Origin of the sequence: Xanthomonas translucens pv. cerealis (assembly GCF_006838285.1) — a bacterium.
GTDB classification, from domain to species: domain Bacteria; phylum Pseudomonadota; class Gammaproteobacteria; order Xanthomonadales; family Xanthomonadaceae; genus Xanthomonas_A; species Xanthomonas_A cerealis.
Map to the genome: position 1 here is coordinate 2,673,445 of NZ_CP038228.1, position 23,011 is coordinate 2,696,455.

17 protein-coding genes and 1 riboswitch are annotated in these 23,011 nt (G+C 69.1%); of the genes, 6 read left to right on the forward strand and 11 right to left on the reverse strand.

Translation table 11 applies throughout. The annotated features are described in order from the left end of the window. Positions 1–122 precede the first annotated feature (122 nt). The 3 genes from E4A48_RS11680 (at position 123) to E4A48_RS11690 (ending at position 4,669) form a co-directional block, all read left to right on the forward strand. Positions 123–899 (forward strand): phosphatase PAP2 family protein, encoded by a 777-nt coding sequence (locus tag E4A48_RS11680; protein ID WP_142742467.1) that lies wholly within the window; start codon positions 123–125, stop codon positions 897–899. Beyond that, positions 896–2,581 (forward strand): phosphoethanolamine transferase, encoded by a 1,686-nt coding sequence (locus E4A48_RS11685; RefSeq protein WP_142742468.1) that lies wholly within the window; start codon positions 896–898, stop codon positions 2,579–2,581. The genes E4A48_RS11680 and E4A48_RS11685 overlap by 4 nt, the downstream gene beginning before the upstream one ends. 84 nt (positions 2,582–2,665) lie before the next feature. Then, positions 2,666–4,669 carry a M2 family metallopeptidase gene (locus E4A48_RS11690; protein ID WP_142742469.1) on the forward strand — a complete coding sequence of 668 codons (2,004 nt, stop codon included), beginning with the start codon at positions 2,666–2,668 and terminating at the stop codon, positions 4,667–4,669. Between the two features lie 30 nt (positions 4,670–4,699). Here E4A48_RS11690 and E4A48_RS11695 read toward each other — a convergent pair whose 3' ends face one another. From E4A48_RS11695 to raxST, 6 genes are all read right to left on the reverse strand, one after another. Further along, the gene (locus E4A48_RS11695; protein WP_039007233.1) at positions 4,700–5,230 is read right to left on the reverse strand and encodes a GNAT family N-acetyltransferase; all 531 of its coding nucleotides are present in this window, start codon (positions 5,228–5,230) and stop codon (positions 4,700–4,702) included. Positions 5,231–5,234: 4 nt separating this feature from the next. Further along, positions 5,235–5,642 carry a hypothetical protein gene (locus tag E4A48_RS11700; RefSeq protein WP_058195912.1) on the reverse strand — a complete coding sequence of 136 codons (408 nt, stop codon included), beginning with the start codon at positions 5,640–5,642 and terminating at the stop codon, positions 5,235–5,237. 52 nt (positions 5,643–5,694) lie between these two features. After that, positions 5,695–6,945, reverse strand: a complete 1,251-nt coding sequence (locus tag E4A48_RS11705; protein WP_142742470.1) for a multidrug effflux MFS transporter — start codon at positions 6,943–6,945, stop codon at positions 5,695–5,697. A gap of 102 nt (positions 6,946–7,047) precedes the next feature. Next, the gene (gene raxB, locus E4A48_RS11710; RefSeq protein ID WP_142742471.1) at positions 7,048–9,216 is read right to left on the reverse strand and encodes a peptidase domain-containing ABC transporter RaxB; all 2,169 of its coding nucleotides are present in this window, start codon (positions 9,214–9,216) and stop codon (positions 7,048–7,050) included. Continuing rightward, positions 9,213–10,451 carry an HlyD family secretion protein gene (locus E4A48_RS11715; protein WP_176717080.1) on the reverse strand — a complete coding sequence of 413 codons (1,239 nt, stop codon included), beginning with the start codon at positions 10,449–10,451 and terminating at the stop codon, positions 9,213–9,215. Before E4A48_RS11715 ends, raxB begins: the two co-directional genes overlap by 4 nt. Positions 10,452–10,494: 43 nt before the next feature. Then, positions 10,495–11,298, reverse strand: coding sequence for a RiPP modification sulfotransferase RaxST (gene raxST, locus E4A48_RS11720; protein ID WP_142742472.1), 804 nt, complete (start codon positions 11,296–11,298; stop codon positions 10,495–10,497). 434 nt (positions 11,299–11,732) lie between these two features. Here raxST and raxX point away from each other — a divergent pair, with 434 nt between their 5' ends. From raxX to E4A48_RS11730, 3 genes are all read left to right on the forward strand, one after another. Beyond that, on the forward strand, positions 11,733–11,906 hold the full coding sequence (raxX, locus tag E4A48_RS20575) for a RaxX family RiPP (RefSeq protein WP_176717078.1): 174 nt from the start codon (positions 11,733–11,735) through the stop codon (positions 11,904–11,906). 258 nt (positions 11,907–12,164) lie between these two features. Beyond that, positions 12,165–12,279, forward strand: a riboswitch (glycine riboswitch). Positions 12,280–12,372: 93 nt separating this feature from the next. Further along, a complete protein-coding gene (gene gcvP / locus E4A48_RS11725) occupies positions 12,373–15,246 on the forward strand; it encodes an aminomethyl-transferring glycine dehydrogenase (protein WP_185910653.1) in 2,874 nt (957 codons plus the stop codon). 463 nt (positions 15,247–15,709) lie between these two features. After that, a complete protein-coding gene (locus E4A48_RS11730; RefSeq protein WP_039007243.1) occupies positions 15,710–17,812 on the forward strand; it encodes a catalase in 2,103 nt (700 codons plus the stop codon). Positions 17,813–18,583: 771 nt separating this feature from the next. On the opposite strand, the gene E4A48_RS11735 is transcribed toward E4A48_RS11730, so the two are convergent. From E4A48_RS11735 to E4A48_RS11755, 5 genes are all read right to left on the reverse strand, one after another. Next, positions 18,584–19,282, reverse strand: a complete 699-nt coding sequence (locus E4A48_RS11735) for a glycosyltransferase family 2 protein (RefSeq protein ID WP_142742474.1) — start codon at positions 19,280–19,282, stop codon at positions 18,584–18,586. Next, a complete protein-coding gene (locus E4A48_RS11740) occupies positions 19,279–19,875 on the reverse strand; it encodes a class I SAM-dependent DNA methyltransferase (RefSeq protein WP_142742475.1) in 597 nt (198 codons plus the stop codon). Before E4A48_RS11740 ends, E4A48_RS11735 begins: the two co-directional genes overlap by 4 nt. Beyond that, positions 19,872–20,633: a PIG-L deacetylase family protein gene (locus E4A48_RS11745; RefSeq protein WP_142742476.1), complete on the reverse strand. Its 762-nt coding sequence runs from the start codon at positions 20,631–20,633 to the stop codon at positions 19,872–19,874. The genes E4A48_RS11740 and E4A48_RS11745 overlap by 4 nt, the downstream gene beginning before the upstream one ends. Then, positions 20,621–21,601 carry an acyl-CoA dehydrogenase family protein gene (locus tag E4A48_RS20740; protein WP_260607946.1) on the reverse strand — a complete coding sequence of 327 codons (981 nt, stop codon included), beginning with the start codon at positions 21,599–21,601 and terminating at the stop codon, positions 20,621–20,623. Before E4A48_RS20740 ends, E4A48_RS11745 begins: the two co-directional genes overlap by 13 nt. Before the next feature lie 223 nt (positions 21,602–21,824). Continuing rightward, on the reverse strand, positions 21,825–22,988 hold the full coding sequence (locus tag E4A48_RS11755) for a zinc-dependent alcohol dehydrogenase (protein ID WP_142742477.1): 1,164 nt from the start codon (positions 22,986–22,988) through the stop codon (positions 21,825–21,827). Positions 22,989–23,011: the final 23 nt, after the last annotated feature.

A 23,011-nucleotide genomic window follows, 5' to 3' on the forward strand; every position in this document is an offset into this window, starting at 1 on the left:
TACCGCGACGGCAACCTGGGCTGAAGCGCCGCAGCGGTGGCGCCCCAATCCGACCGGTCTCCGACAAGCAGCACAACACCATGGCGCCCGCCACCGTTCGCGCGTCCAGCCCGCCTGCCTCCATGCACAGCCCGTCCCTGCCCCTGCCCGCCGTCTCGGTCCTGCCCGCGCCATCGGCGTTCTATCGCCAGCATCTGTGGCTGCCGCTGGCCGCTGCGCTGCTAGCCAGCAGCGCGCTGATGGGGCTGGGCGGCGACTTCTGGTTCGCCGACCTGCTGTACCGCTGGGAAGGCGGCCACTGGGCGCTGAAGAACGTCGCGCTGACCCGCAGCCTGATCCATCACGACGGCAAGCTGCTCAGCACCGTGGCCTGGGTGGCGACGGCCGGCCTGGCGGCATGGGCGTGGCGCCGTGCCGACGGCCAGCGCTACCGGATGCCGCTGCTGTACCTGGCACTGGCGGTGGCCTTGAGCACCGGCGTGGTGTCGCTGCTGAAGTCGCTGACCCATATGGACTGCCCGTGGGACCTGAGCCGCTATGGCGGCCACCTGCCCTACATCGGCCTGTTCGAGCCGCGGCCGGCCGGCATGCCGCATGCGGCATGCTTCCCGGCCGGGCATTCCAGCGCGGGCTACGCCTGGGTGGCGCTGTATTTCGTCGCGCTGGCGCTGAAGCCGGCCTGGCGCTGGCCGGCGCTGGCGGTCGGGCTCGGCGCCGGGCTGCTGTTCGGCCTCGGCCAGCAGCTGCGCGGCGCGCACTTCCTGTCCCACGATCTGTGGACGCTGTCGCTGAGTTGGGGCGTGGCGCTGGGCCTGTACCGCGTGTTGCTGTGGCGGCCGCAGGTTTCGGCCCGATCCATGCATGTCGCTTTGCCTGTCGTGAAGGAAAGCCGCGTATGAGCATGTCGTTGCCGCATCCCAGCAGCCCGTCCCGGACCCGCTGGTGGCGCTACCGCCCACTACTGAGCAACGAAGCGCTGGCGTTGGCGGCCAGCGCGTTCTTCGCCCTGGTCTGCAACGGCTTGTTCTGGCGCAGCGCGATGAGCGGCCACCCCGGCGACCTGAAGCTGTGCTTGTCGCTGTTCCTGCTGCTGCTGTCGGTGCACGGCCTGCTGCTGGGCCTGCTGCTGTGGCGCGGCGTGTCCAAGCCGCTGCTGACCGTGCTGCTGCTCACCACCGCGTTCGCCGCGCACTACATGAACAGCTACAGCGTCTACCTGGACGCGGACATGCTGCGCAACGTGCTGGCCACCGACCACAAGGAATCGCGTGAACTGATGACTCCGGCGCTGATCGCGCCGCTGCTGTTCCACGCCGCGCTGCCGATCCTGGCGCTGTGGCGGCTGCGCCTGATCCAGCGTCCGCCGGGCAAGGCGCTGGCGATCCGTGCCGGCTTCCTGCTGGCGATGCTGGCGCTGGGCGGCGTCGGCGCGATGCTATCGTTCCAGGACCTGTCGGCCATGATGCGCAATCATCGCGAGATCCGCTACCTGGCCACGCCGATCAACTACCTGGTCGCGTTGCGGCAGGACTTGAAGTCCGACAGCCCCACGCACAAGGCGCCGAAACTGCCGCTGGAACACGACGCGATCGCCACCGCGCGCGCGCCCGGCAGCAAGCCGCGCTTGCTGGTGGTGGTGCTGGGCGAGACCGCACGCGCGCAGAACTGGGGCTTGAACGGCTACGTCCGCCAGACCACGCCGCAACTGGCGCAGCTGGGCGTGATCAACTTTCCCGACATGCATTCGTGCGGCACCAGCACCGAGGTCTCGGTGCCGTGCATGTTCTCCCCATTCGGCCGCCACGACTACAACGAAGGCAACATCCGCAAGCACCAGTCGCTGCTGCACGTGCTCGAGCACGCCGGCATCGCCACGCTGTGGCGCGACAACCAGTCAGGCTGCAAGGGCGTGTGCGACGGCCTGGCGATCCAGCGCCTGGACGACGCCAAGGACCCGCAGCTGTGCAAGGACGGGCGCTGCATGGACGAGATCCTGCTGCAGGACCTGGCCACGCAGGTGCGCGCCAAGCCCGGCGACCGCGTGGTCGTGCTGCACCAGCTCGGCAGCCACGGCCCCAGCTATTTCGAACGCTATCCGGCCGGCTTCCGCCGCTTCACCCCGACCTGCGATACCGCCGACCTGGGCAACTGCGAGCGCGACCTGATCGCCAATGCCTACGACAACTCGCTGCTGTACACCGACCATCTGTTGGCGCGCACCGTATCCACGCTGCAAACGATGCCCGACTACGACACCGCGATGATCTACCTGTCCGACCACGGCGAGTCGCTGGGCGAGAAGGGCCTGTACCTGCACGGCGTGCCGTATGCGATCGCCCCGCAGGAGCAGACCCACGTGCCGATGGTGATGTGGTTCTCGCCTGGCTTCGCCAGCGACCGCGGCCTAGACCTGGCCTGCGTGCGGGCGCGGTCGCGCCAGTACGCCGACCAGGACAACCTGTTCCCGTCGGTGCTGGGGCTGATGCAGGTCAAGACCGGCGTCTACCAACGTTCGCGCGACCTGTTCGCGCAGTGCGCCGGTAGCGGCAGCGCAACCGCCGCAGGCGCAGCAAACCGCTGAGCGGCGGCGGCGCGGCACCGCCGGCCCTTGCGGCGGAAGGGGCGGGCCACTAGCCTCGTCGCATTCGCCACCGAAGGATTCGCCGTGAACCACCGCCCTCTGCTGCTTGCGCTGTACATCGGCGCTGGCGTGCTTGCGCTGTCCGCGTGCCGCAAGGAAGCCAGCACCGAGACCGGCACCGCGCCGCCGCCGGCCGCACCCGGCGAGAGCGCCGACCAGTTCGTCGCCCGCATCAACGAGGAGTACCGCGCGCTGCTGCCGGAGCTGACCTCGGCGCAGTGGCTGTCGGTCACCTACATCAACGGCGACTCGGAACGGCTGGTATCCAAGGCCAACGCGCGCTGGCTGACCACGCTCAACGGCTGGATCGCGCAGGCCAAGCGCTACGAGGGCAAGCCGATGTCCGCCGACAGCGCGCGTGCGCTGCAGCTGCTGAAGCTGATGACCGCAATGCCGGCGCCGCGCGACCCGGCCAAGCTGGCCGAACTGGCCACGCTGGCCTCGAGGATGGAAGGCGCCTACGGCGCGGCCGCCTATTGCAGCGGCGAAGGCGACGCGCACCGCTGCCGGCAGCTGGGCGAACTGGAAGACGTGCTGCGCCGCAGCCGCGACTACGGCCAGCAGCTCGACGCATGGCAGGGCTGGCACGGCACCGCGCAGCCGCTGCGCCAGGACTACCGGCGCTTCGTCGAACTGGTCAACGAAGGCGCCCGCGAAATGGGCTATGCCGATACCGGCGCGATGTGGCGCAGCGGCTATGACATGCCGCCGGCGCAGATCGCCGCCGAGACCGACCGGCTGTGGGCCCAGGTCAAGCCGTTGTACGAGCAACTGCACTGCTACACCCGCGGCAAGCTCGACGCCGAGTACGGCAAGGACAAGGGCGAGGTCGCCGGCGGCCTGCTGCCGGCGCACCTGCTCGGCAACATGTGGCAGCAGGACTGGAGCAACCTGTGGGATCTGCTGCAGCCCTACCCCGGCGCCGGCAGCCTGGACATCACCGACACCCTGGAAAAGCAGTACCAGAGCAACCTCGGCGCGGCGTTGGCGCGGCGCAATGGCGACACCTCGCCGGAAGCGCGGTTCATGGCCCAGCGCGATGCGCAGCTGCAGAGCGCCAAGCAGATGACCGAGCGCGCGCAGGATTTCTACACCTCGCTGGCGATGCCCAAGCTGCCCGACAGCTACTGGGCGCGTAGCCAGTTCATCAAACCGCTGGAGCGCAACGTGGTCTGCCATGCCAGCGCCTGGGACATGGACATGGCCGGCGACGTGCGCACCAAGATGTGCATCCAGCCGAACGAGGAAGACTTCACCACCATCTACCACGAGCTCGGCCACCTTTATTACGACCTTGCCTACAATCCGCTGCCGCCGCTGTTCCAGGGCGGCGCCAACGACGGCTTCCACGAGGCGATCGGCGACACCATCGTGCTGGCGATGACCCCGCACTACCTGCATTCGATCGGCCTGGTCGAAGCGCCGCAGCGCAGCCGCGAGGCGCTGATCAATGCGCAGATGCGCATGGCGCTGAGCAAGGTCGCGTTCCTGCCGTTCGGGCTGATGATCGACCGCTGGCGCTGGGGCGTGTTCGACGGCTCGATCGCGCCGGAGCACTACAACCAGGCCTGGTGGGAACTGAAGGCCAGGTACCAGGGCGTGGCCCCGCCGACGCCGCGCGGCGAGGATTTCTTCGACCCCGGCGCCAAGTACCACGTGCCCGGCAACACGCCGTACACGCGCTACTTCCTGTCGCATATCCTGCAGTTCCAGTTCTACAAGGGCCTGTGCGACGCGGCCGGCTACAATGGCCCGCTGTACGAATGCAGCTTCTACGGCAACAAGGAAGCCGGGCAGAAATTCTGGTCGATGCTGCAACGTGGCGGCAGCCAGCCGTGGCAGCAAACGCTCAAGGAACTGACCGGCAACGACAAGCTCGACGCCGCCCCGCTGCTGGAATACTTCGCGCCGATGCAGGAGTGGCTCAAGCAGCAGAACCAGGGGCAGATGTGCGGCTGGCAGGCGGCAAAGGCCGTGCAGGCAGGCGCCGCCGCGACTGCCGCGACGCCTGCGCCCAAGCCGCAGTAAGCGCCGCGGCGCGACCGCCAGCACGCCGCCTCAATCGTCCGCCAACCGCGCCCAACGCTCATGGTCGCGCCACACCCCGCCGATGCGCAGGTAGCGCGGCGAATAGCCTTCGTGGCGGAAGCCGGCGCGCCGCACTAGCGCCAGCGAACGTGCGTTGTCCGGCTGGATGTTGGCCTCCACGCGATGCAGGCCCAGTTCGGAGAACGCGTAGGCCACGCACAGCCGCAGCGCGTGGGTCATCAGCCCGCGGCCTTCGTAGCCGGCCATCGCGTGGTAGCCCAGGTAGGCGCTCTGGAAGCAGCCGCCGACCACCTGGCTGAAGGTGAACAGGCCGGCAGGCTGGCCGCTGTCGCGCGCGCGCGCCAGCAGCGCGACGTTGCTGCCGTCCAGGGTCTGCGCATACCAGGCGTTGAAGCCGGGCACGTCGGTGAACGGATACGTCCACGGATGATGCAGGGCGGTGCTGGCGCGGTGCGCCTGGATCAGCGCCAGGCCGTCGCGGCGCCGCACCCGCGCCAGCGACACGGCGGCGTCGGCGGCCTGGCTCGCGCTCTGGCCCATGGCCTCAGCCCGGTAGCGCCGTGCCGGCGCCGCGCTGCATGGCCTGCGCGTGGCGGTGCTTGAATTCGTCGAAGCTCAGCCCCTGCGCCTGCGCATCGGCCTGCGCGGCGTCCTTCAGCGCATCCGAATACACCAGCCGCACCGGCGTGCCGGCGCGCTCGTGCAATTCCGCCGCCTGCATGATCAGCGACAGCACCTGCGCCGCGCTCTCGCTGTGTCCGGCGATGCGCCCGTCCATGCCCAGCACCCACTCGCCATCGCGGCGCACGATGCCGGCCAGCAGCGTGCGCTGCTGGTCGCGCAGCTCCGCGTGCGGTTCGATCGAGTTGGCGGCGGCGGCATCGCTGCGATGGCGCAGGCGTTCGGCAAGCTTCTTGCGCACGTCGCGGCGCTGCTTGGACTGGATGGACATGCGGTTTCCTCAACGATGACCCGGCGACGATAGCCCAACCGCGGCACCGACGTCACACCGGATCGGCCGGTTCCCGTTGCGGCACCTGACTGCCGGGCCGCGGCAGGCGCTTGCCGCTGCGCCGCTCCCAGCGCCAGAAGCCCCAGCCGATCAGGAACAACGCGCCCGAGCCCAGCGCCAGATGCATCGTCCGGCCGCTGAGCAGCGGCGACAGCGCCCCGGCCACCACGGTGTTGAGGATCAGCTGGGTGAAGGCCTGCAGCGACGAGGCCAGCCCGCGCTGGCGCGGGTACATGTCCAGCACCGCCAGCGCCAGGATCGGGAAGATCAGCGCCATGCCCAGGCCGGCCACGAAGATCGGCAGCACCGCCCACGGCAGCGCGATCTGCGGCGCGATCGCGGTATAGGCGATGTTGCCGGCCACCGACACGCCGCAGCAGATGAAGCCGATGCGCACCTGCCGCAGCGGCCCGATGCGCCCGGCCATGCGCCCGGACAGGAACGAGCCCAGGGTCATGCCGCCGATGGTCGGAATGAACAGCCAGGCGAAATCGCGCTCGGTGCGGTGCAGCAGGTCGATGATGAACACCGGTGCCGAGGCGATGTACAGGAACACGCCGGCGAAGTTGAACGCGCTGGCGGCGGCCAGGCGCTGGAAGCGCGCGTTGAACGCGATCGCGATGTAGTCGCGCAGCAGCGTGCGCGGCGCCAGTGGGGTGCGCGCCTGCAACGGATGCGTCTCCGGCATCCAGAGCAGCGTGGTCACCAGCAACAGCAGCGAGAACCCGACCAGGAACCAGAAGATCAGCGGCCAGCCTGCGCCGGTGGCCAGCAGCCAGCCGCCGATGATCGGCGCGATCGCCGGGGCGATGCCGAAGATCATCGACACCTGGCTCATCAGCCGCTGCGCGTCGTGGCCCTGGTACAGGTCGCGGATCACCGCGCGGCCGACGATCGTGCCCACGCCGGCGGAACATCCCTGCAGCACGCGGAACACCAGCAGCGTGCCCAGGTCGCGCGACAGCGCGCAGCCGGCCGAAGCCAGCGCGAACACCACCAGACCGCCGACGATCACCGGCTTGCGGCCCCAGGCGTCGGACAGCGGCCCATGCGCCAGGCCCATCAGCGCGTAGGCCAGCAGATAGACGCTGACCGTCTGCTGGATCGCCACCGGGTCGGCGCGCAGGCGCTGCGCCAGCTGCGGGAACGCCGGGAAGATGGTGTCGATCGCGAACGGGCCGAACATCGCCAGGCCGGCGAGCAGCAGCGCCATGTAGCGGGTGGAGGGAACGGCCGTGGTCATGCGCGGCAATATCGCGGATTGCGCCCACGCACGCCACTGCGCCGGCGCTCGCCCGGCACGATGGCCGCCCTTGCCCGGCCATGCGGCGCGCAAAACGCGCGCTCAGGAGGCCAGGCCGTCCTCGACCGGCGCCTGCGCGGGGAGCCGCAGCCAGTCCTCGATCGGGTGGTCGCCGACCACGCGGCCGTGCGCCAGGGTGATGACCCGTGCCGCCATGCGCAGGGTTTCGCGGCGGTGCGCGACGATGATCCGGGTCAGTTGCAAGGCATGGATCGCGGCATTGACGCGGCTTTCGTTCATCACGTCCAGGTGGCTGGTGGCCTCGTCCAGGACCAGGATCCGCGGCGATTTGTATAAAGCGCGCGCCAGCAGCAGGCGTTGCCGCTGCCCGCCGGACAGCCCGGCGCCGGCCTCGCTCAACGCCGAGTCGTAGCCGAGCGGCATCCGCTCCACGTCCTCGTGCACCGATGCCATGCGCGCACAATCGCGCATGCGTTCATGATCCGGCTCAGGATCGAAGAAAGTGATGTTATCGGCCACCGATCCGGTGAACAGCATGTCGTCCTGCATCACCGTGCCGACGTTCGCGCGGTACTGCGCCAGCAGCGCGCCGGTCAGGGGCCGGCCGCCGATCCGGATCTCGCCCTCGGTCGGCTGGAGCAGGCCCAGGATCAGCTTGACCAGCGTGGTCTTGCCGCACCCGGACACGCCGGTGATCGCCACGCACTCGCCGGCGCGAATCTGCAGGTTCACTTGATCCAGCACCGGCGCCGCATCGTCCGCATAGCGGAAGCCAAGCCCGCGCAGTTCGATGCAGGTGTCGTGCCAGCGACCCGGGTCGGGCTGTTCGCCGGCCTGTTCGCGCGGGTGATGGACGATATCGGCGACGCGCTCCAGGTGGATGCGCAGCAGACGGAATTCGGCGAGCCGGTCGATCAGCCCGCTCAGGCGCAGCGCGAACTGTTCGCGATAGGCTAGAAACGCCAGCAGCATGCCCAGCGACAGCTGATTACGCAGCACCACGAAGGCCGCAAGCCACACCACCAGCACGCGCTCGGCGCCGAACAGCAGCAGTTTCACCGACGCCAGCGAGACCTCGCCACGGTTCAGCCGCAAGTGCGCATTGGTCTGCTCGGCCAGCAGATGGGTCCAGTCCATCCGCCGCTGGTGCTGCCGTCCGAACAGGAGGATGGCCTGCACGCCGCGCACGCTTTCCAGGAAATGGGTGTGCTGTCTGGCATCCCACAGCAACTCCTCGGCCGCCGCATCGCGCAACCTGCCCAGCCACAGCGCACGCATGCCCGCATAGGCGGCCACCGCCAGCAAGGTGATCGCGCTCAGGCCTGGGCTATAGGCCAGCATCAGGCACAGCGTGCCGATCACCAGCACGCCATCGACCATGGTCTGCATGAAGCCGGTGGTCAGGGTGCGCTGAATCTGCAGGATGGAGTCGAACCGCGACTGGATGCCGCCGAGGTGGCGTTTCTCGAAATACGCCAGCGGCAGCGCGAGCAGATGCGCGAAGACCTGCCCCATCCATTGGAACGCCAGTTGCGCCGAAAACGTGGTGATCAGCCAGCCGCGCAGCAGGCCGATCGCGGCGTGCAGCAGCACCAGCAGCAAAAATCCGATCCCCAGCGCGTCGATCAACCCGATATCGGCCGACGGCAATGCCTGGTCCACGATCCATTGCAACTGGAACGGCATGCCCAGGCTGACCAATTCCAATGCCAGCGCCAACGCCACTATCTGCCAAACCGCGCGTTTCAATCCATGCACGCGGCCGATCAGCGAGGACAAGGCCAGCGGCGGCGGGGCGGGCTGCGGGCGGAAGTCCGCCGCTGGCGCCAGTTCCAGCGCGATCCCGGTGAAATGCTTGGCGAACTCGGTGCGGTGCAGACGACGCGGGCCATTGGCCGGATCGTTGATCTCGATGTGGCGCGCGCCGACGCGCTTGAGCACCACGAAATGATTGAGATCCCAATGCAGGATGCACGGCAGCTGCAGGTCGTCGAGCGCGTCCATCTCCAGGCGCAGCGCCCGCGCCTGCAGGCCGATCGCCTGCGCGATCGACACCAGGCTCGCCAGCGTGGTGCCCTGCCGCGACAGCAGGAAGCGCCGCCGCAGCGCGGCAAGGCCCACACGGCAGCCATGGTAGTGGGCGACCATCGCCATCGCCGCCAGCCCGCATTCGCCCACCTGACCCTGCAGGACGATCGGCATGCGGCGCGCACCGGCAAGTCTGCGCAGTTGCTGCAGCCACACGCTCATCGCGCGCCGCCGCGCACATCGGCGAGCGGCTCGAACGCCCACTGCGCAAAACGCCGCCACTCCAGCTTGAGCGTGCCCTGCACGCGCATGCCTGGCCGCAGCACGGCGCCAAGCCGGGCGCGCACGGCAGCGCCTTCGGCCAGGCGCACCCGGACCCGGTACAGCGGCTCGACCGCCGCTCCCACGCCGGCCGCAGCCGGCTCCGGCATCCTTGCCACCGCGACCACGCGGCCGGCGAACTGCCCGTAGTGCTGGTAGGGCAACGCATCGAAGCGCAGTTGCACCGGCATCCCCGGCCGCGTCAGTCCCACCGCCTGCGAGGGGGCGTACAGCACCACGTCCAGCGCAGTGGAGGCCGGCACCACGTCGGCCAGGCGCTGCCCGGCGGCCACCGCCTGCCCGCGCAGCAGCGGCCGCAGGGCGATGCGTCCGGCACACGGCGCGCGCACTTCCCATTGCGCGGCCGCGGCCTGCTCGATGCTCTCGCGCCTGGCCTGCTGCAGGCTCGCCTCGGCGGCGAGCAGTTGTTCGCGCAGGCCTGGCTGCAGCTGGCGCAGGTCCTGGCGCGCTTGCGCCAGCGCATCGGCCAGCGCCATGCGGTCGCGCTCCAGGTCCAAGGTCCGCGCGCGCTGGTCCATCGACTCGGCCATCTTCTCGTCGACGAATTGCTGGCTGACCAGGCCGCGCGCCATCGCGGTGCGGTAGCGCTGCTCGATCGCTTCGGTCAGTTGCTGGCGCCGGCGCAGCACTGCAAGCTCGCCATCCAGGTGCGCCAGCCTGGCCTGCATGCCGCTCATGGACTGCGCCAACGCCTGCTGCTGCATGCGGCCCTGGGTGCGGATCTGCTCCATGGCCTCGACCGCCAGGCGCTCGCGCGCGGCCAACACCGACGCGGCCTGCGCGGTCGGCCGCGCGCGGTCGTCGCGGTGCTCGGCCGACAGCACGAACAGCACCCGCCCGGCCGCCACGCCCTGCCCCTCCGCCGCCCGGATCGCAACCACCACACCGGCCTGCGGACTGCTGATCGCGACCATGCCCTGCGTCGGGGTGAGCACGCCTTGCAAGGTCTGGCTGCGCGCGAAGCCCAGGCAGAAGAACACGGCGACCAGTCCGGCCACGATCAGCGTCACCGCCAGCACGCATAGCTGCGTCGCGCGCCCGTGCCTGAGCACGATGCGCCCGAGCCCGGCGCGGCGCTGGTGGTCCACGGCCTGGCGACGGAACAGCATGCTCAGGCGCGGCCGCGCACGCGACGCCGGCCAGCGGGCACCGCGCCACTCATACGATGCGCACGCCAGGCACGCTGTCGGTTTCCCAGAACGCAAGCTGCTGCAGCCGCTCGAACAGCTCCGGCGGCAGCACGCTGCGACGCGGCACATAGCCCACCGTGCGGCGGACGCGATGCAGGCCGGGGGTCTGCAGGGCCGCATCGAAACGCTCGGCATCGCCTTCCAGGTTGGCATAGTCGTGGGCGAAGGCGGGCATCTGCAGGAACGCGTACACCTGCTCCATCGCCTGTGCCGGATGCCGTGCCAACGTCTCGTAGCGCAGCAGCAGCAGGCGCCCGGCATGGTCGCCGTAGACCGCCTGGCGCAGGCCGTCCAGCGCATAGCCGAGCACACCGCGCGCGCCAGTCAGCAGATCGGCGCGCATGGACAGCGAATCCTCCGGATCGTAGCCGAACAGCGCCGACAACCGCAGCGGCTGCGCCTGCGCCAGGCGCTCGAAGCTGTCCACGATCCAGCCCACCTCGCGCACGCAGCAGACGATGCGCGTGTCCGGGAACAACGCGGCCAGCGCCGGCAGGCGGCTGCACCAGGCGCGGTTGGTGTCGAACACCCACTGCGCCTGCCGCCGATCCTGGTAGAAGGCGTCGAAGATGCCGCGCAGCAGGCGCGCGCGCTGGGCATCGTCCAGCTGCACGTTGGAGGGGTACTCCTCGCTCATGCCCATCAACATCGCGGCGTACAGTCTGGCCAGCGGCGAGGTGACTTCGGCATGCACGCGCGGATTCTGGCGCAGCAACGCGGCCAGCAAGGACGATCCGGAGCGAGGCAGGCCGGAGATGAAGTGGTAGTCCAACGTAACGCGTCCTTATGGAATGGGGTGCATGGCCTCGGTCCGGCCGCAGTGCGTATCCGGCCTTCACGCTGGCGACCGACAGCGTGCGCATTGCGCGAGGCCACGCCTGCACAGCCGCGTAGATCGGTATCCATCTGCGAACCGGCTATCTCGCCAGCGGCGGCCGTCACAGTTGCGCGGTGACCCCATCCCCAGACCACACACAGCGGCGGCGCGGCTTCGCTCACGCGCACATGCCATCGCATGGAACCCCGCCTTGACCGCCGCCGCCGCGCACGGTGCGACTGGTGCGGGTCCGGGGATGCGCCCCACCGTCTCCGCGCATCGCAACGATGTCCGGCGGCGCACACACGGCCATGGCATGGCGGTCGTCCGGCATTCCCCTTCGGGCCGGGCGATTCTGTCTCCGAGGGGGTCATCGAGGAGTTCATTCAATGCATCTGCTGAACAAGCGCAAACCGACCGGCCTTCGCCCGCTGCAGCCGGAATCGCAGCGCAAGCGCGTGGCCCCGCTGGACGAAGCCCTGTGGAAGAAAGTGGGCGGCGGCGATTACCCGCCTTCGGGCCCCAACGGTAAGCACAATCCGCCTGGTGGTGGTCACGGGTGACCCCATGGCTCACTGCCTGAGATGTCGGCAGCGTGAGGCTGCGCTACGGCATCGCGCAGCGAAGTCAGACATGTAAACAGGACCGGCTCCCCGGGCGGGACAACTCGCCCGGGTATGGCCCGGTCTGCCGGGTTGGGGTTCGCTTCGCCAATCCGGCGGGGCGCTGGCTATATACTGTCGGCGCAACATGGTGGGAGAAGCGGCATCGCCGCTGCCGAAGGCGCAACGCCCGTAATCGCTCAGGCCCAAAACCATCCGTATCACAACTCTGGAGAGACCGGTTGACTCCGGCGCCGAAGGGGCACGAAACGCAGGCAGGCTAAGGCCGCAGCCGCGTTTTTAAACTCTCAGGCAAAAGGACAGAGGGGCGCGAGGAAGACCTTCGCTGCGGCAGCTTGCGGCACGCCACTGCGCGTGCCATGCCGGCGGCGGCGCTTCCGACCTTTCGCATGCCCTCTTGCTCCGGATGCCCGCCATGTCCCAGACCACGTCCTCGCTGCGCGACCTCGAACACCACTGCGCCTTCGTCGAGCGCCATATCGGCCCGAACGACGCCGAAATCGCGCACATGCTGCGCACTGTTGGCCACGCTTCGCTGGAGGCGCTGACCGACGCCATCGTGCCCGGCAAAATCAAGTCGCCGCTGCCGCTGGCGCTGCCCGACGCGGTCACCGAAGAGGAGGCGCTGGCCAAGATCGGTGCCATCGCCGACAGAAATCAGGTGCTGCGCAGCTTCATCGGCCAGGGGTACTACGGCACCCATACGCCGAAGGTGATCCTGCGCAACATCCTCGAGAATCCGGCCTGGTACACCGCCTACACCCCTTACCAGGCGGAGATCTCGCAGGGCCGCATGGAAGCGCTGATCAACTTCCAGACCATGTGCGCGGACCTGACCGGCATGGAGATCGCCAACGCCTCGCTGCTGGACGAGGCCACCGCCGCGGCCGAGGCGATGACCCTGGCCAAGCGTTCGGCCAAGGCAAAATCGGACACCTTCTTCGTGCACGACGCGGTGCATCCGCAGACCCTGGAGCTGCTGCGCACCCGCGCCGAGCCGCTGGGCATCGTGCTGCGCGTGGGCACGCCGGAAGAAGCGCTGCAGGCCGAGTGCTTCGGCGTGCTGCTGCAGTATCCGGACAGCTTCGGCCATATCGGTGACCACAAGGCATTGGCCCATGCCGTGCACGCGCAAGGCGGCCTGGTCGCGGTGGCCACAGACCTGCTGGCGCTGACCCTGATCGCTGCGCCCGGCGAATGGGGCGCGGACATCGTGGTCGGCAACTCGCAGCGCTTCGGCGTACCGTTCGGCTTCGGCGGCCCGCACGCCGCGTTCATGGCCTGCCGCGACGCCTACAAGCGCTCGATGCCGGGCCGCCTGATCGGCGTGTCGATCGATGCCGCCGGCAACCCCGCCTACCGCCTCGCCCTGCAGACCCGCGAGCAGCACATCCGCCGCGAGAAGGCCACCTCCAACATCTGCACCGCACAGGTGCTGCTGGCGGTGATGGCCTCGATGTACGCGGTCTACCATGGCCCCGACGGGCTGACCCGCATCGCGCGGCGCACCCATCGCCTGGCCGCGATCCTGGCCGCGGCGCTGCGCAATGCAGGCGTCAACGTCGGCGAGCGCTTCTTCGACACCCTGCACGTCAAGGCGATCGATGCCGAAGCGATCCACGCCAAGGCGCGCGCGGCCGGCATCAACCTGCGCGCGATCGACAGCGAAGCGCTCGGCATCAGCCTGGACGAAACCACCACCCGCGCCGACGTGATCGCGCTGGCGCAGCTGTTCGGCGCGAGCGCCGATGTCGATGCGCTCGATGCAGTCACTGCCGACGCATTGCCGCAAGCCCTCAAGCGCAGCAGCGCGTTCCTGCAGCACCCGGTGTTCAACACCCACCACAGCGAACACGAACTGCTGCGCTACATGCGCGCGCTGGCCGACAAGGACCTGGCCATGGATCGCACCATGATCCCGCTGGGCAGCTGCACGATGAAGCTCAACGCCACCGCCGAGATGATCCCGGTGACCTGGCCGCAGTTCGGCGCGATCCATCCGCTGGCCCCGGCCGCGCAATCCGCCGGCTATGCGCAGCTGATCGGCGAACTGGAAGCGATGCTGGTCGAATGCACCGGCTACGACGCGGTCAGCCTGCAGCCCAACTCCGGCGCGCAGGGCGAATACGCCGGTCTGCTGGCGATCCGCGCTTACCACCGCGCGCGTGGTGAAGCGCATCGCGACATCTGCCTGATCCCCGAATCGGCGCACGGCACCAATCCGGCCTCGGCGCAGATGTGCGGCATGAAGGTCGTGGTCACCAAGTGCGACGCCAACGGCAACGTCGACGTCGACGACATCCGCGCCCAGGCCGAGAAGTACAGCGAGCGCCTGGCCGCGCTGATGATCACCTACCCGTCCACCCACGGCGTGTTCGAGGAAGACGTGGTGGCGATCTGCGAGGCGGTGCATGCGCACGGCGGCCAGGTCTACACCGACGGCGCCAACATGAACGCGCTGGTCGGCGTGGCCAAGCCCGGCAAGTGGGGCTCGGACGTGTCGCACCTGAACCTGCACAAGACCTTCTGCATCCCGCACGGCGGCGGCGGCCCGGGCGTGGGCCCGTGCGCGGTGAAGGTGCACCTGGCGCCGTTCCTGCCGCGCACGCTGGGCGGCGAAGGCGACGTCGGCATGGTCAGCGCGGCCAGCTTCGGCAGCGCCTCGATCCTGCCGATCAGCTGGATGTACATCACCATGATGGGCAGCGCCGGGCTGCGCAAGGCGACGCAGGTCGCGCTGCTCAACGCCAACTACATCGCCAAGCGCCTGGCCCCGCACTACAAGACCCTGTACACCGGCCGCAACGGCCTGGTCGCGCACGAGTGCATCCTCGACGTGCGCCCGCTGGAGAAGAGCACCGGCATCGGCGCCGAGGACGTGGCCAAGCGCCTGATCGACTTCGGCTTCCACGCGCCGACGCTGAGCTTCCCGGTCGCCGGCACGCTGATGGTGGAGCCGACCGAGAGCGAATCGCTGCATGAGCTGGACCGCTTCATCGACGCGATGATCCAGATCCGCGAAGAGATCGCCGCGATCGAGGACGGCCGCCTGGACCGCGAGGACAACCCGCTCAAGCACGCCCCGCACACCGCCGCGCAGGTCACCGCCGGCGACTGGACGCATGCCTACCCGCGCGAGCTGGCCGCGTTCCCGCTGCCCACGCTCAAGCAGGCCAAGTACTGGCCGCCGGTGGCGCGGGTGGACAACGTCTACGGCGACAAGCACGTGATGTGCGCGTGCATCCCGGTGGAAGCGTACAAGGACGACGTGGTGGCCTAACGCCCCGCCCCGCTGCCTCGCCGCGTTTCGCCACGCCAGCCCCGCACGTCGGGGCTGGCGTTTTTTTGCCGGCCGGCCAGCGCTATGCCGATGCCGGCGCGAACGCGGCACGCGCCGTGCCCGGCCGCGCACGCTCAACCCGGCGCAACGATGCTCTGCATCTGCGCCCCGCATCCAGCGCAAGAAGACGACCGACGGCGAACGCGGCGATCAGCTCGGCGCCGCGCAGGCGCGGCCGTGCGCGGCGATGCACGCCGTGCGCGCCGTCGCGCTTTGTGCGAACTGCCACACACGCCGCGGCACCTTCCTCACGCCATGCTCGGACAGGTTGCACGGACCGTTCACGCCTGCCGGCACAGCATTGATCGGACGCATGACACCCCCTTTCTCCCGCGCATCGCGCAGCCGTTCGCAACGCGAATCCTCTCTGCCGTCCACGCATCATCCCCCGGAGCGTTCATCCATGGCCAGCCCTCGCAAGCCCAGCAAATCCAGCACGCCCGTCGATACCAGCGCCGTCGCCGACCAGCGCGGTCGCGGCGACGAACTGCACCAGCATGCCGGCGGCACGCATCCGCCGCTGACCACCAACCAGGGCATCCCGATCGCCGACAACCAGAACTCGCTGCGCGCCACGCCGCGCGGGCCGACCCTCCTGGAAGATTTCATCCTGCGCGAGAAGATCACCCACTTCGATCACGAACGCATCCCCGAGCGCATCGTGCATGCGCGCGGCAGCGCTGCGCACGGCTATTTCGAGCTGACCGCCTCGCTGCACAAGTACACCACCGCCAAGATCCTCACCGAGGTCGGGGTGAAGACGCCGGTGTTCACCCGCTTCTCCACCGTCGCCGGCGGCGCCGGTTCGGTGGACACGCCGCGCGACGTGCGCGGCTTCGCGGTCAAGTTCTACACCAAGGAAGGCAACTGGGACCTGGTCGGCAACAACATCCCGGTGTTCTTCATCCAGGACGCGATCAAATTCCCGGACCTGATCCACGCGGTGAAGATGGAGCCGGACCGCGGCTTCCCGCAGGCGGCCAGCGCGCACGACACGTTCTGGGATTTCATCTCGCTGACCCCCGAGTCGCTGCACATGATCATGTGGGCGATGAGCGACCGCACCATTCCGCGTTCGCTGCGCATGATCGAAGGCTTCGGCATCCACAGCTTCCGCCTGCTCGACGACAACGGCAACAGCACCTTCGTCAAGTTCCACTGGCGGCCCAAGCTCGGCCTGCAGTCCACGGTGTGGGACGAGGCGGTGAAGCTGGCCGGCGCCGATCCGGACTTCCACCGCCGCGATCTGTTCGAGGCGATCCAGCAAGGCGATTTCCCGGAATGGGAGCTGGGCGTGCAGCTGTTCACCGAGGAAGAAGCCGACAAATTCCCGTTCGACCATCTCGATTCCACCAAGCTGATCCCGGAAGAACTGGTGCCGCTGAAGATCGTCGGGCGCATGGTGCTGGACCGCTGGCCGGACAACTTCTTCGCCGAGACCGAGCAGGTGGCGTATTGCCCGGCCAACATCGCCCCGGGCATCGACTTCTCCAACGATCCGCTGCTGCAGGGCCGCCTGTTCTCCTACCTGGACACCCAGCTCAGCCGCCTGGGCGGGCCGAACTTCCACCAGATCCCGATCAACGCGCCGAAGTGCCCGTTCGCCAACATGCAGCGCGACGGCCATATGCAGATGGGCGTGCCCAAGGGCCGCGTCGCCTACGAACCCAGCTCGCTGCAGGACGACAGCCCGCGCGAAAGCGCGCGCGGCTTCCCCAGCCACGCCACGCCGAGCGAGGACGGCGGCAAGGGCCGCGTGCGCGCCGCGAGCTTCGCCGACCACTACAGCCAGGCGCGGCTGTTCTTCCGCAGCCAGAGCAAGCCCGAACAGGCGCATCTGGCCTCGGCGCTGGTGTTCGAGTTGTCGAAGGTGGAGGCCGCCCATGTGCGGGCGGCGGTGGTCGGGCACCTGCGCCACATCGACCCGGCGCTGGCGCAGCGCGTGGCCAACGGCCTGGGCATGGACGCGTTGCCGCCGGCACCGCCGGCCGCCGTCGCCCCGCAGGACATGCCGCCATCGCCGGCACTGCAACTGATCGGCAAGATGAAGCACATCTTGCAGGGGCGTGCGATCGGCATCCTGATCCATGACGGGTCCGACGCGGCGACGGTGAAGGCCCTGCAGAAGGCGGCGCGCGACGCCGGCGCCACGGTCAAGATCGTCGCGCCGAAGGTCGGTGGCGCCAAGCTTAGCGACGGCAAGAAGCTGGCCGCGGACGGCCAGCTGGCCGGCACCCCATCATTCGTGTTCGACGCGGTGGCGGTGGTGCTGTCGGCCGAGGCCGGCAAGCAGCTGAGCAAGGAGTCGGCGGCGGTCGATTTCGTCAGCAACGCGTTCGCGCACCTGAAGGCGATCGCCGCCGATGCCGGGGCGCAGCCGCTGCTGAAGGCCGGCAACGTGGTCAAGGACGCCGGCGTGCTCGATGCCGGCAACGCCAAGGGCTTCATCGAGGCGGCCAAGACCCGCCAGTGGGACCGCGAACCGAAACTGCGCATGCTCGCCTGAGCCTGCGTCGCCAGCGATTCCCTGCCCCGACCGCGCCATGCCTTCCACGCATGGCGCGTTTTTCGTTTGCGGCGAAGGATGCATCGGATCGCAGCGGGTACTACCTCGTCAGGATCCATCACGCTCCCGAGCGGCCGGCGAACCGCCAACCGACTCGATGTCATGACCACAACGCCGGCCTGGATCGGCTTGCCCGCAGCCGAAGAACGGCGTTGCCGGCACCCCGCAACGGCGAGCAGGCGGGCGCCAAATATCGCCCTGCCTAATTTTTCGCCATGTCTCTTGACAGTCTTGTGGCACGGGGCCGCGATGGGCTTATCCACACCCTTATGCAGAAGTCATCCACACCCCTTGTGGACAACGCCGCGCTCGCCGGCACAGCTGGCGCCATGATCCAAGTGATTGAAAAATAATAGAATCCACCCAGCGGCTATTGACAAACGCGGATCCATGCCACGGCCGACTGTTGTCCCGCAACAAACCCGGGACAAAACTTATCCCGAGGCATGGCCGCTGCGGACACGGCTCCGCGTTCCTGGCTGAATGCGCGTTGCCCTAGGAGGGGGCGTGCCCTGCGCGGGTGGCTGGATGGTCGCAGTCATGAGGCGGACATGGGCGTGGCGTTGGGGGGGGGTACGCGTGCAGCCTTGTGCGCTTGAACTCCGCGAGACGCTTCGCGCCGGACCCTCTCCCCAACCCCTCTCCCGGCGGGAGAGGGGCTATAACGCGCGGCGGTCAGACCGATCGGCTGGGGACACGCTCCGCACAGGCTCAAGCCAACAGGTCACCACCCGGCGTATGCAGCAGCGATTCGGCCAAGCTGCGTTCCATCTGTTTCAGGTAATCGCTGAAACCACCGCGCGCCCGCGCCATACGCCGGGCGCTGGTGACCACCACCGGCTGCGCGCGGCGCGCGATCCGCGCATCCACACGCACCATCGCTTCGACCAGGGCCACGTCCTCGTGCGCGGCCAGTGGCAGGAAGCCGCCGCAGCGCCGGTACAGCGCGGCGCTGAGGCCCAGGTTGGCGCCGTGCACGTGCGGGTGGTCGTCACCGCGGCATTCACCGGCGCGGTAGGCATCGCGCATCGCGCTGTCGTAGTCGTCCCAGTCGCCGACCGTGACGATGCCGCAGAACGCGTCGCTGGCGCAGTCCAGTTGCGCCGACAGCCAGTTAGCCGGCACCACCGAGTCGGCGTCGGTACACGCCAGCCAGCGGGCGCCGGCAGCCAGCGCGGCATGGGCCGCCGCCGCACGCGCGCTGCCGACATTGCCGGATTGCAGCACGATGGCCTGCGCGCCGTGGGCGGCGACGATGCCGGCGGTGCCGTCGCTGCAGCGGTCCAGCGCGACGAACACCTGCACCGGCACGCCGCGCAGGCCGGCGCATTGCGCCGCCAGCGCCACCGAGCGCAGGCAGGCACCGATCAGCTGCTCCTCGTTATGCGCAGGAATCAGCACGGCGATCACCGCAGTCGCCCCACGGCCGCGACCGAATACGGGGTGGCGCTCCAGGCTTCGAGCAGCACGTCGTCGTCCTCGTAGCGCAGCAGGCGCGGCAGTTGCAGGGTCTGCGCCAGGCAGGCATGCACCGCGCCCCCGTCCATGCACGCCTGCACGAACGGATGCAGCCAATGGCAGGCGACCAATACGCCGTGCTCGGTCAGCGATGCGCGCAGGCGCTGGATGCAGTCCTGCAGCAGCGGCAACGGCAGGTAGTAGCCGACCTCGCTGAACACGATCAGGTCGAACCGGCCCGGCGGCCAACTGCGCGGATGTTCGGCCTGCTGCACGAGCACGTGCGCGGATTGCGCATTGCGCTGCGCGGCCAGGACCACCGCGCGCTCGGACAGGTCGGTGGCCAACAGCGCGTCGCAACGCGGCGCCAGCGCCGCGGTCAGTTCGCCGTTGGAGCAGCCAAGTTCCCAGCCGCGTTCGAAGCGTGCACGCGGCAGGCTGGCCAGCAACAGCGCGCGCTTGCGCGCCTCGTACCAGCGTTCGCGATAGCCGAACGGATCGTCGTGGCGGTAGATGGCGCCGAAATACTCCTGCACCGAACTCATGCGGCAAAGACCTCGAAGCGGCGCGCGAAACGTTCCATCACCTGCGGCGGCAGGATCGGCGCCGGCACCGTCGGTTGTGCGGTACCCAGCTGCGAGGCGAAGCGCTGCAATGCCTGTTGCTTGGCCTGCCAGTCGGCGGCATCCAGCGTGTAGCGGACTGCACCGTGCAACGCCTGCTGCGGCGCGTCGGCGTCCATCCAGTGCCAGGCCCAGACCGGGAATTCGGCCATGCGCGCAGCGCAGGCGGCGACGGCGCGCCGCACCGCGCGCGCGCTGGCTTCGTGATCGGGATGGCCGTCGTGGCGCCAGGTGGTCAGCACCAGGTCGCCGGGCTGCAGATGCGCGTGGATGCGTTCGGCGAGCACGCATTCGCGCGGGCCGACCTGGCCGTCGGCGATCTGCAAATGGCAGATCGCAGTGGCGTCCACGCCCAGGCACTGCGCGGCGGCGGCCAGTTCGGCGCGGCGCACGTCGCGCAGGCGCTGCGGCGTCCAGTACGGATCGTTCGGATAGCAGGCTTCGCCATCGGTCACCGCGATCAGGCACACCGGCACGCGCAGCCGCCGCGCACAGGCGACCGCGCCGCCGCAGCCCAGCGCTTCGTCGTCCGGATGCGGCGACACCACCACCAATCGGCCAGCGCCGGCGATCAGGTCTTCGATCCGGCGCTGCGGCAAGCCCGCCAGCCACGGCGAGCGCTGCCACGCCGACTCCGGCGTGCCGTCGCCGTGGATCTGCGCCGCACTCACAGCCGCCATGGCTGCACCTGTTCGGCCAGCGCCTGGCCCAGCACCGCCCAATCGTGCTCGGCATGGCTCTGGCGCACGAACACGGCCAGGTCAGCGCAGCGCAGGGCGTGTTCGCGGTCGCTGCACAGCGGCGCCGGTCCCAGCGCGCGGCCGACGCGATCGAGCACGTCGCTGGCGGCACGCTCCACGAACGAACGCAGCCGGACCACCGCATGCCGGTGATCGTGTTCGGGCGCCGCATCGATCGCCGCGGCCAGTTCGCGCAGCAGCGCACGCGCCGCGCCGAGCTGCTGGTCGATCGCGCCCAGATGCATCGCCGCATGCGCATCGCGCTGCAGCTTGGGATGCGCGCGCAGGCGCTCGGCCACCGCGACCGCCGCGCCGAACCAGCAAGCGGCGATGCCGGCACCGCCGTGCCAGAACCCCGGACGCGCCAGATACTGGCCCGGCGCACCGATCGCGCTGGCCGGCACCGCATCGAAGGTCACCGGTCCGCTGACCACCCGCGCCATGCCCACCGCCGCCCAGGCCTGCGTGTCGATGGCGATGCCGGGCTGGCGCAACTGCACCTGCACCAACTGCTGGCGATCGTCTTCATGCGCGGTGAGCAGCGCGCCATCGACCATGCCGGCACCCGAACACCAGGCCTTGCGGCCGTGCACTTCGCCACACTCGGCGTTGCTGCGATAGGCCAGACGCGCATCCGGCGCTTCGGCAGCCCACACCGCGAACAGCTGTCCAGGCGGCGGCGCCGCGGCGCCGAGTTCGGCCAGGATCGCCTGCGCGTCGTAGTGCGCCTCCAGCACCTTGGCCAGGCACACGTCGGCCGCGGCGATCTCGGCCAGGATCCGCCAGCGGTCCAGGGTATTGCCGGCGCCGGGCAGCGGCAGCTGCGGATAGCGTTCGAGCACGCGCAAGGCGGCGCGGCGCAGATCGCAGGCGTCACCCAATGCGGTAGGGGAAAGCAGATCGGTCAAGGAAGTGTCTCTTGCAGCGGAGAGAAGCAGCGCCTGCGCTGTCCGCGCTGTGTTGCGCGGGATGCGGCGGCGCTGGGTTGGCGCGATCAAAACAGGCGCTGCGCCCACGCGGCGTGTGCAAGCGACATAGCGGCGTACACATCGATAAAGAGTTCATCTGCCGCGCCTGTCCAGGCCGACGCCGACGCCATGCAGCGCGACAGCGACGCGGCGATACGCAGGCTTACGGGGTCAGGATCACCTTGCGGCAGTCCTGTTCCTTCGTGTCGAAGATCGCGTAGCCGTCGGCGGCCTGCGCCAGGCGCATCCGATGGGTGATGATCTCGTTCGGCTTGAGCCGGCCTTCGCCGATGTGCTCGAGCAGCTCCGGCAGCAGACGCTGCACGTGGGTCTGGCCCATTTTGAAGGTCAGGCCCTTGTCGAAGGCGTCGCCGAACAGGAAGCCATGAATGAAGCCGGCATACACGCCGGGCACGCTGACCGTGCCGCCACGGCGCGTGGCGGCGATGCACTGGCGCAGTGCGGTGCCGCTGCTGCCTTCCAGCTTCAGCGTGGCCATCACCGTTTCCACGGTGCTGCCCTTGGCTTCGAAACCGACTGCATCGATGCTCGCGTCCACGCCGCGGCCGTCGGTCTGGCCGATGATGATCTCGGCCGGATCGTCGATCTGCTCGAAATTGAGCGGGATCACGCCGTAGGTCTTCTGCGCGAAATCCAGCCGGTACTGGTACCGGTCGACCATGAAGATGCGCTCGGCGCCGAGCATGCGGCAGCAAGCGGCAGTCATCAGCCCGACCGGGCCGGCGCCGAAGATCGCCACGGTGCTGCCCTGGCCAACGCCGGCGTTGAGCGTGGCCTGGTAGCCGGTGGGCAGGATGTCGGACAGGAACAGCACCTGCTCATCGTGTAGCGCGTCCGGCACCACCAGCGGGCCGACGTTGGCCTTGGGCACGCGCACGTATTCGGCCTGGCCGCCGGCCACGCCGCCATACAGGTGGCTGTAGCCGAACAGCGCCGCCGGCGGGCGGATGCCTTTCTGGTTCAGCGCGGCGCCCTTGCCGGTGTTGGTGGTTTCGCAGGCGGCGTACTCGGTCAGGCGACAGTGGAAGCACTCGCCGCAGGCGATCACGAACGGGATCACAACGCGGTCGCCTTGCTTCACGCGCGTCACCTCGGGGCCAACGTCTTCGACCACGCCCATGAATTCGTGGCCGAGCACGTCGCCGCTGTGCAGGTCGGGAATCTTGCCGCGATACAGGTGCAGATCGGATCCGCAGATCGCGGTGGCGGTGACCCGCAGCACGATGTCGTCGGCATCGATCAACACCGGATCGGGAACGGTTTCCACGCGCACGTCTTTGGTGCCGTGATAGGTGAGAGCTTGCATCGGATGGTGTCCTCTTGCGACGG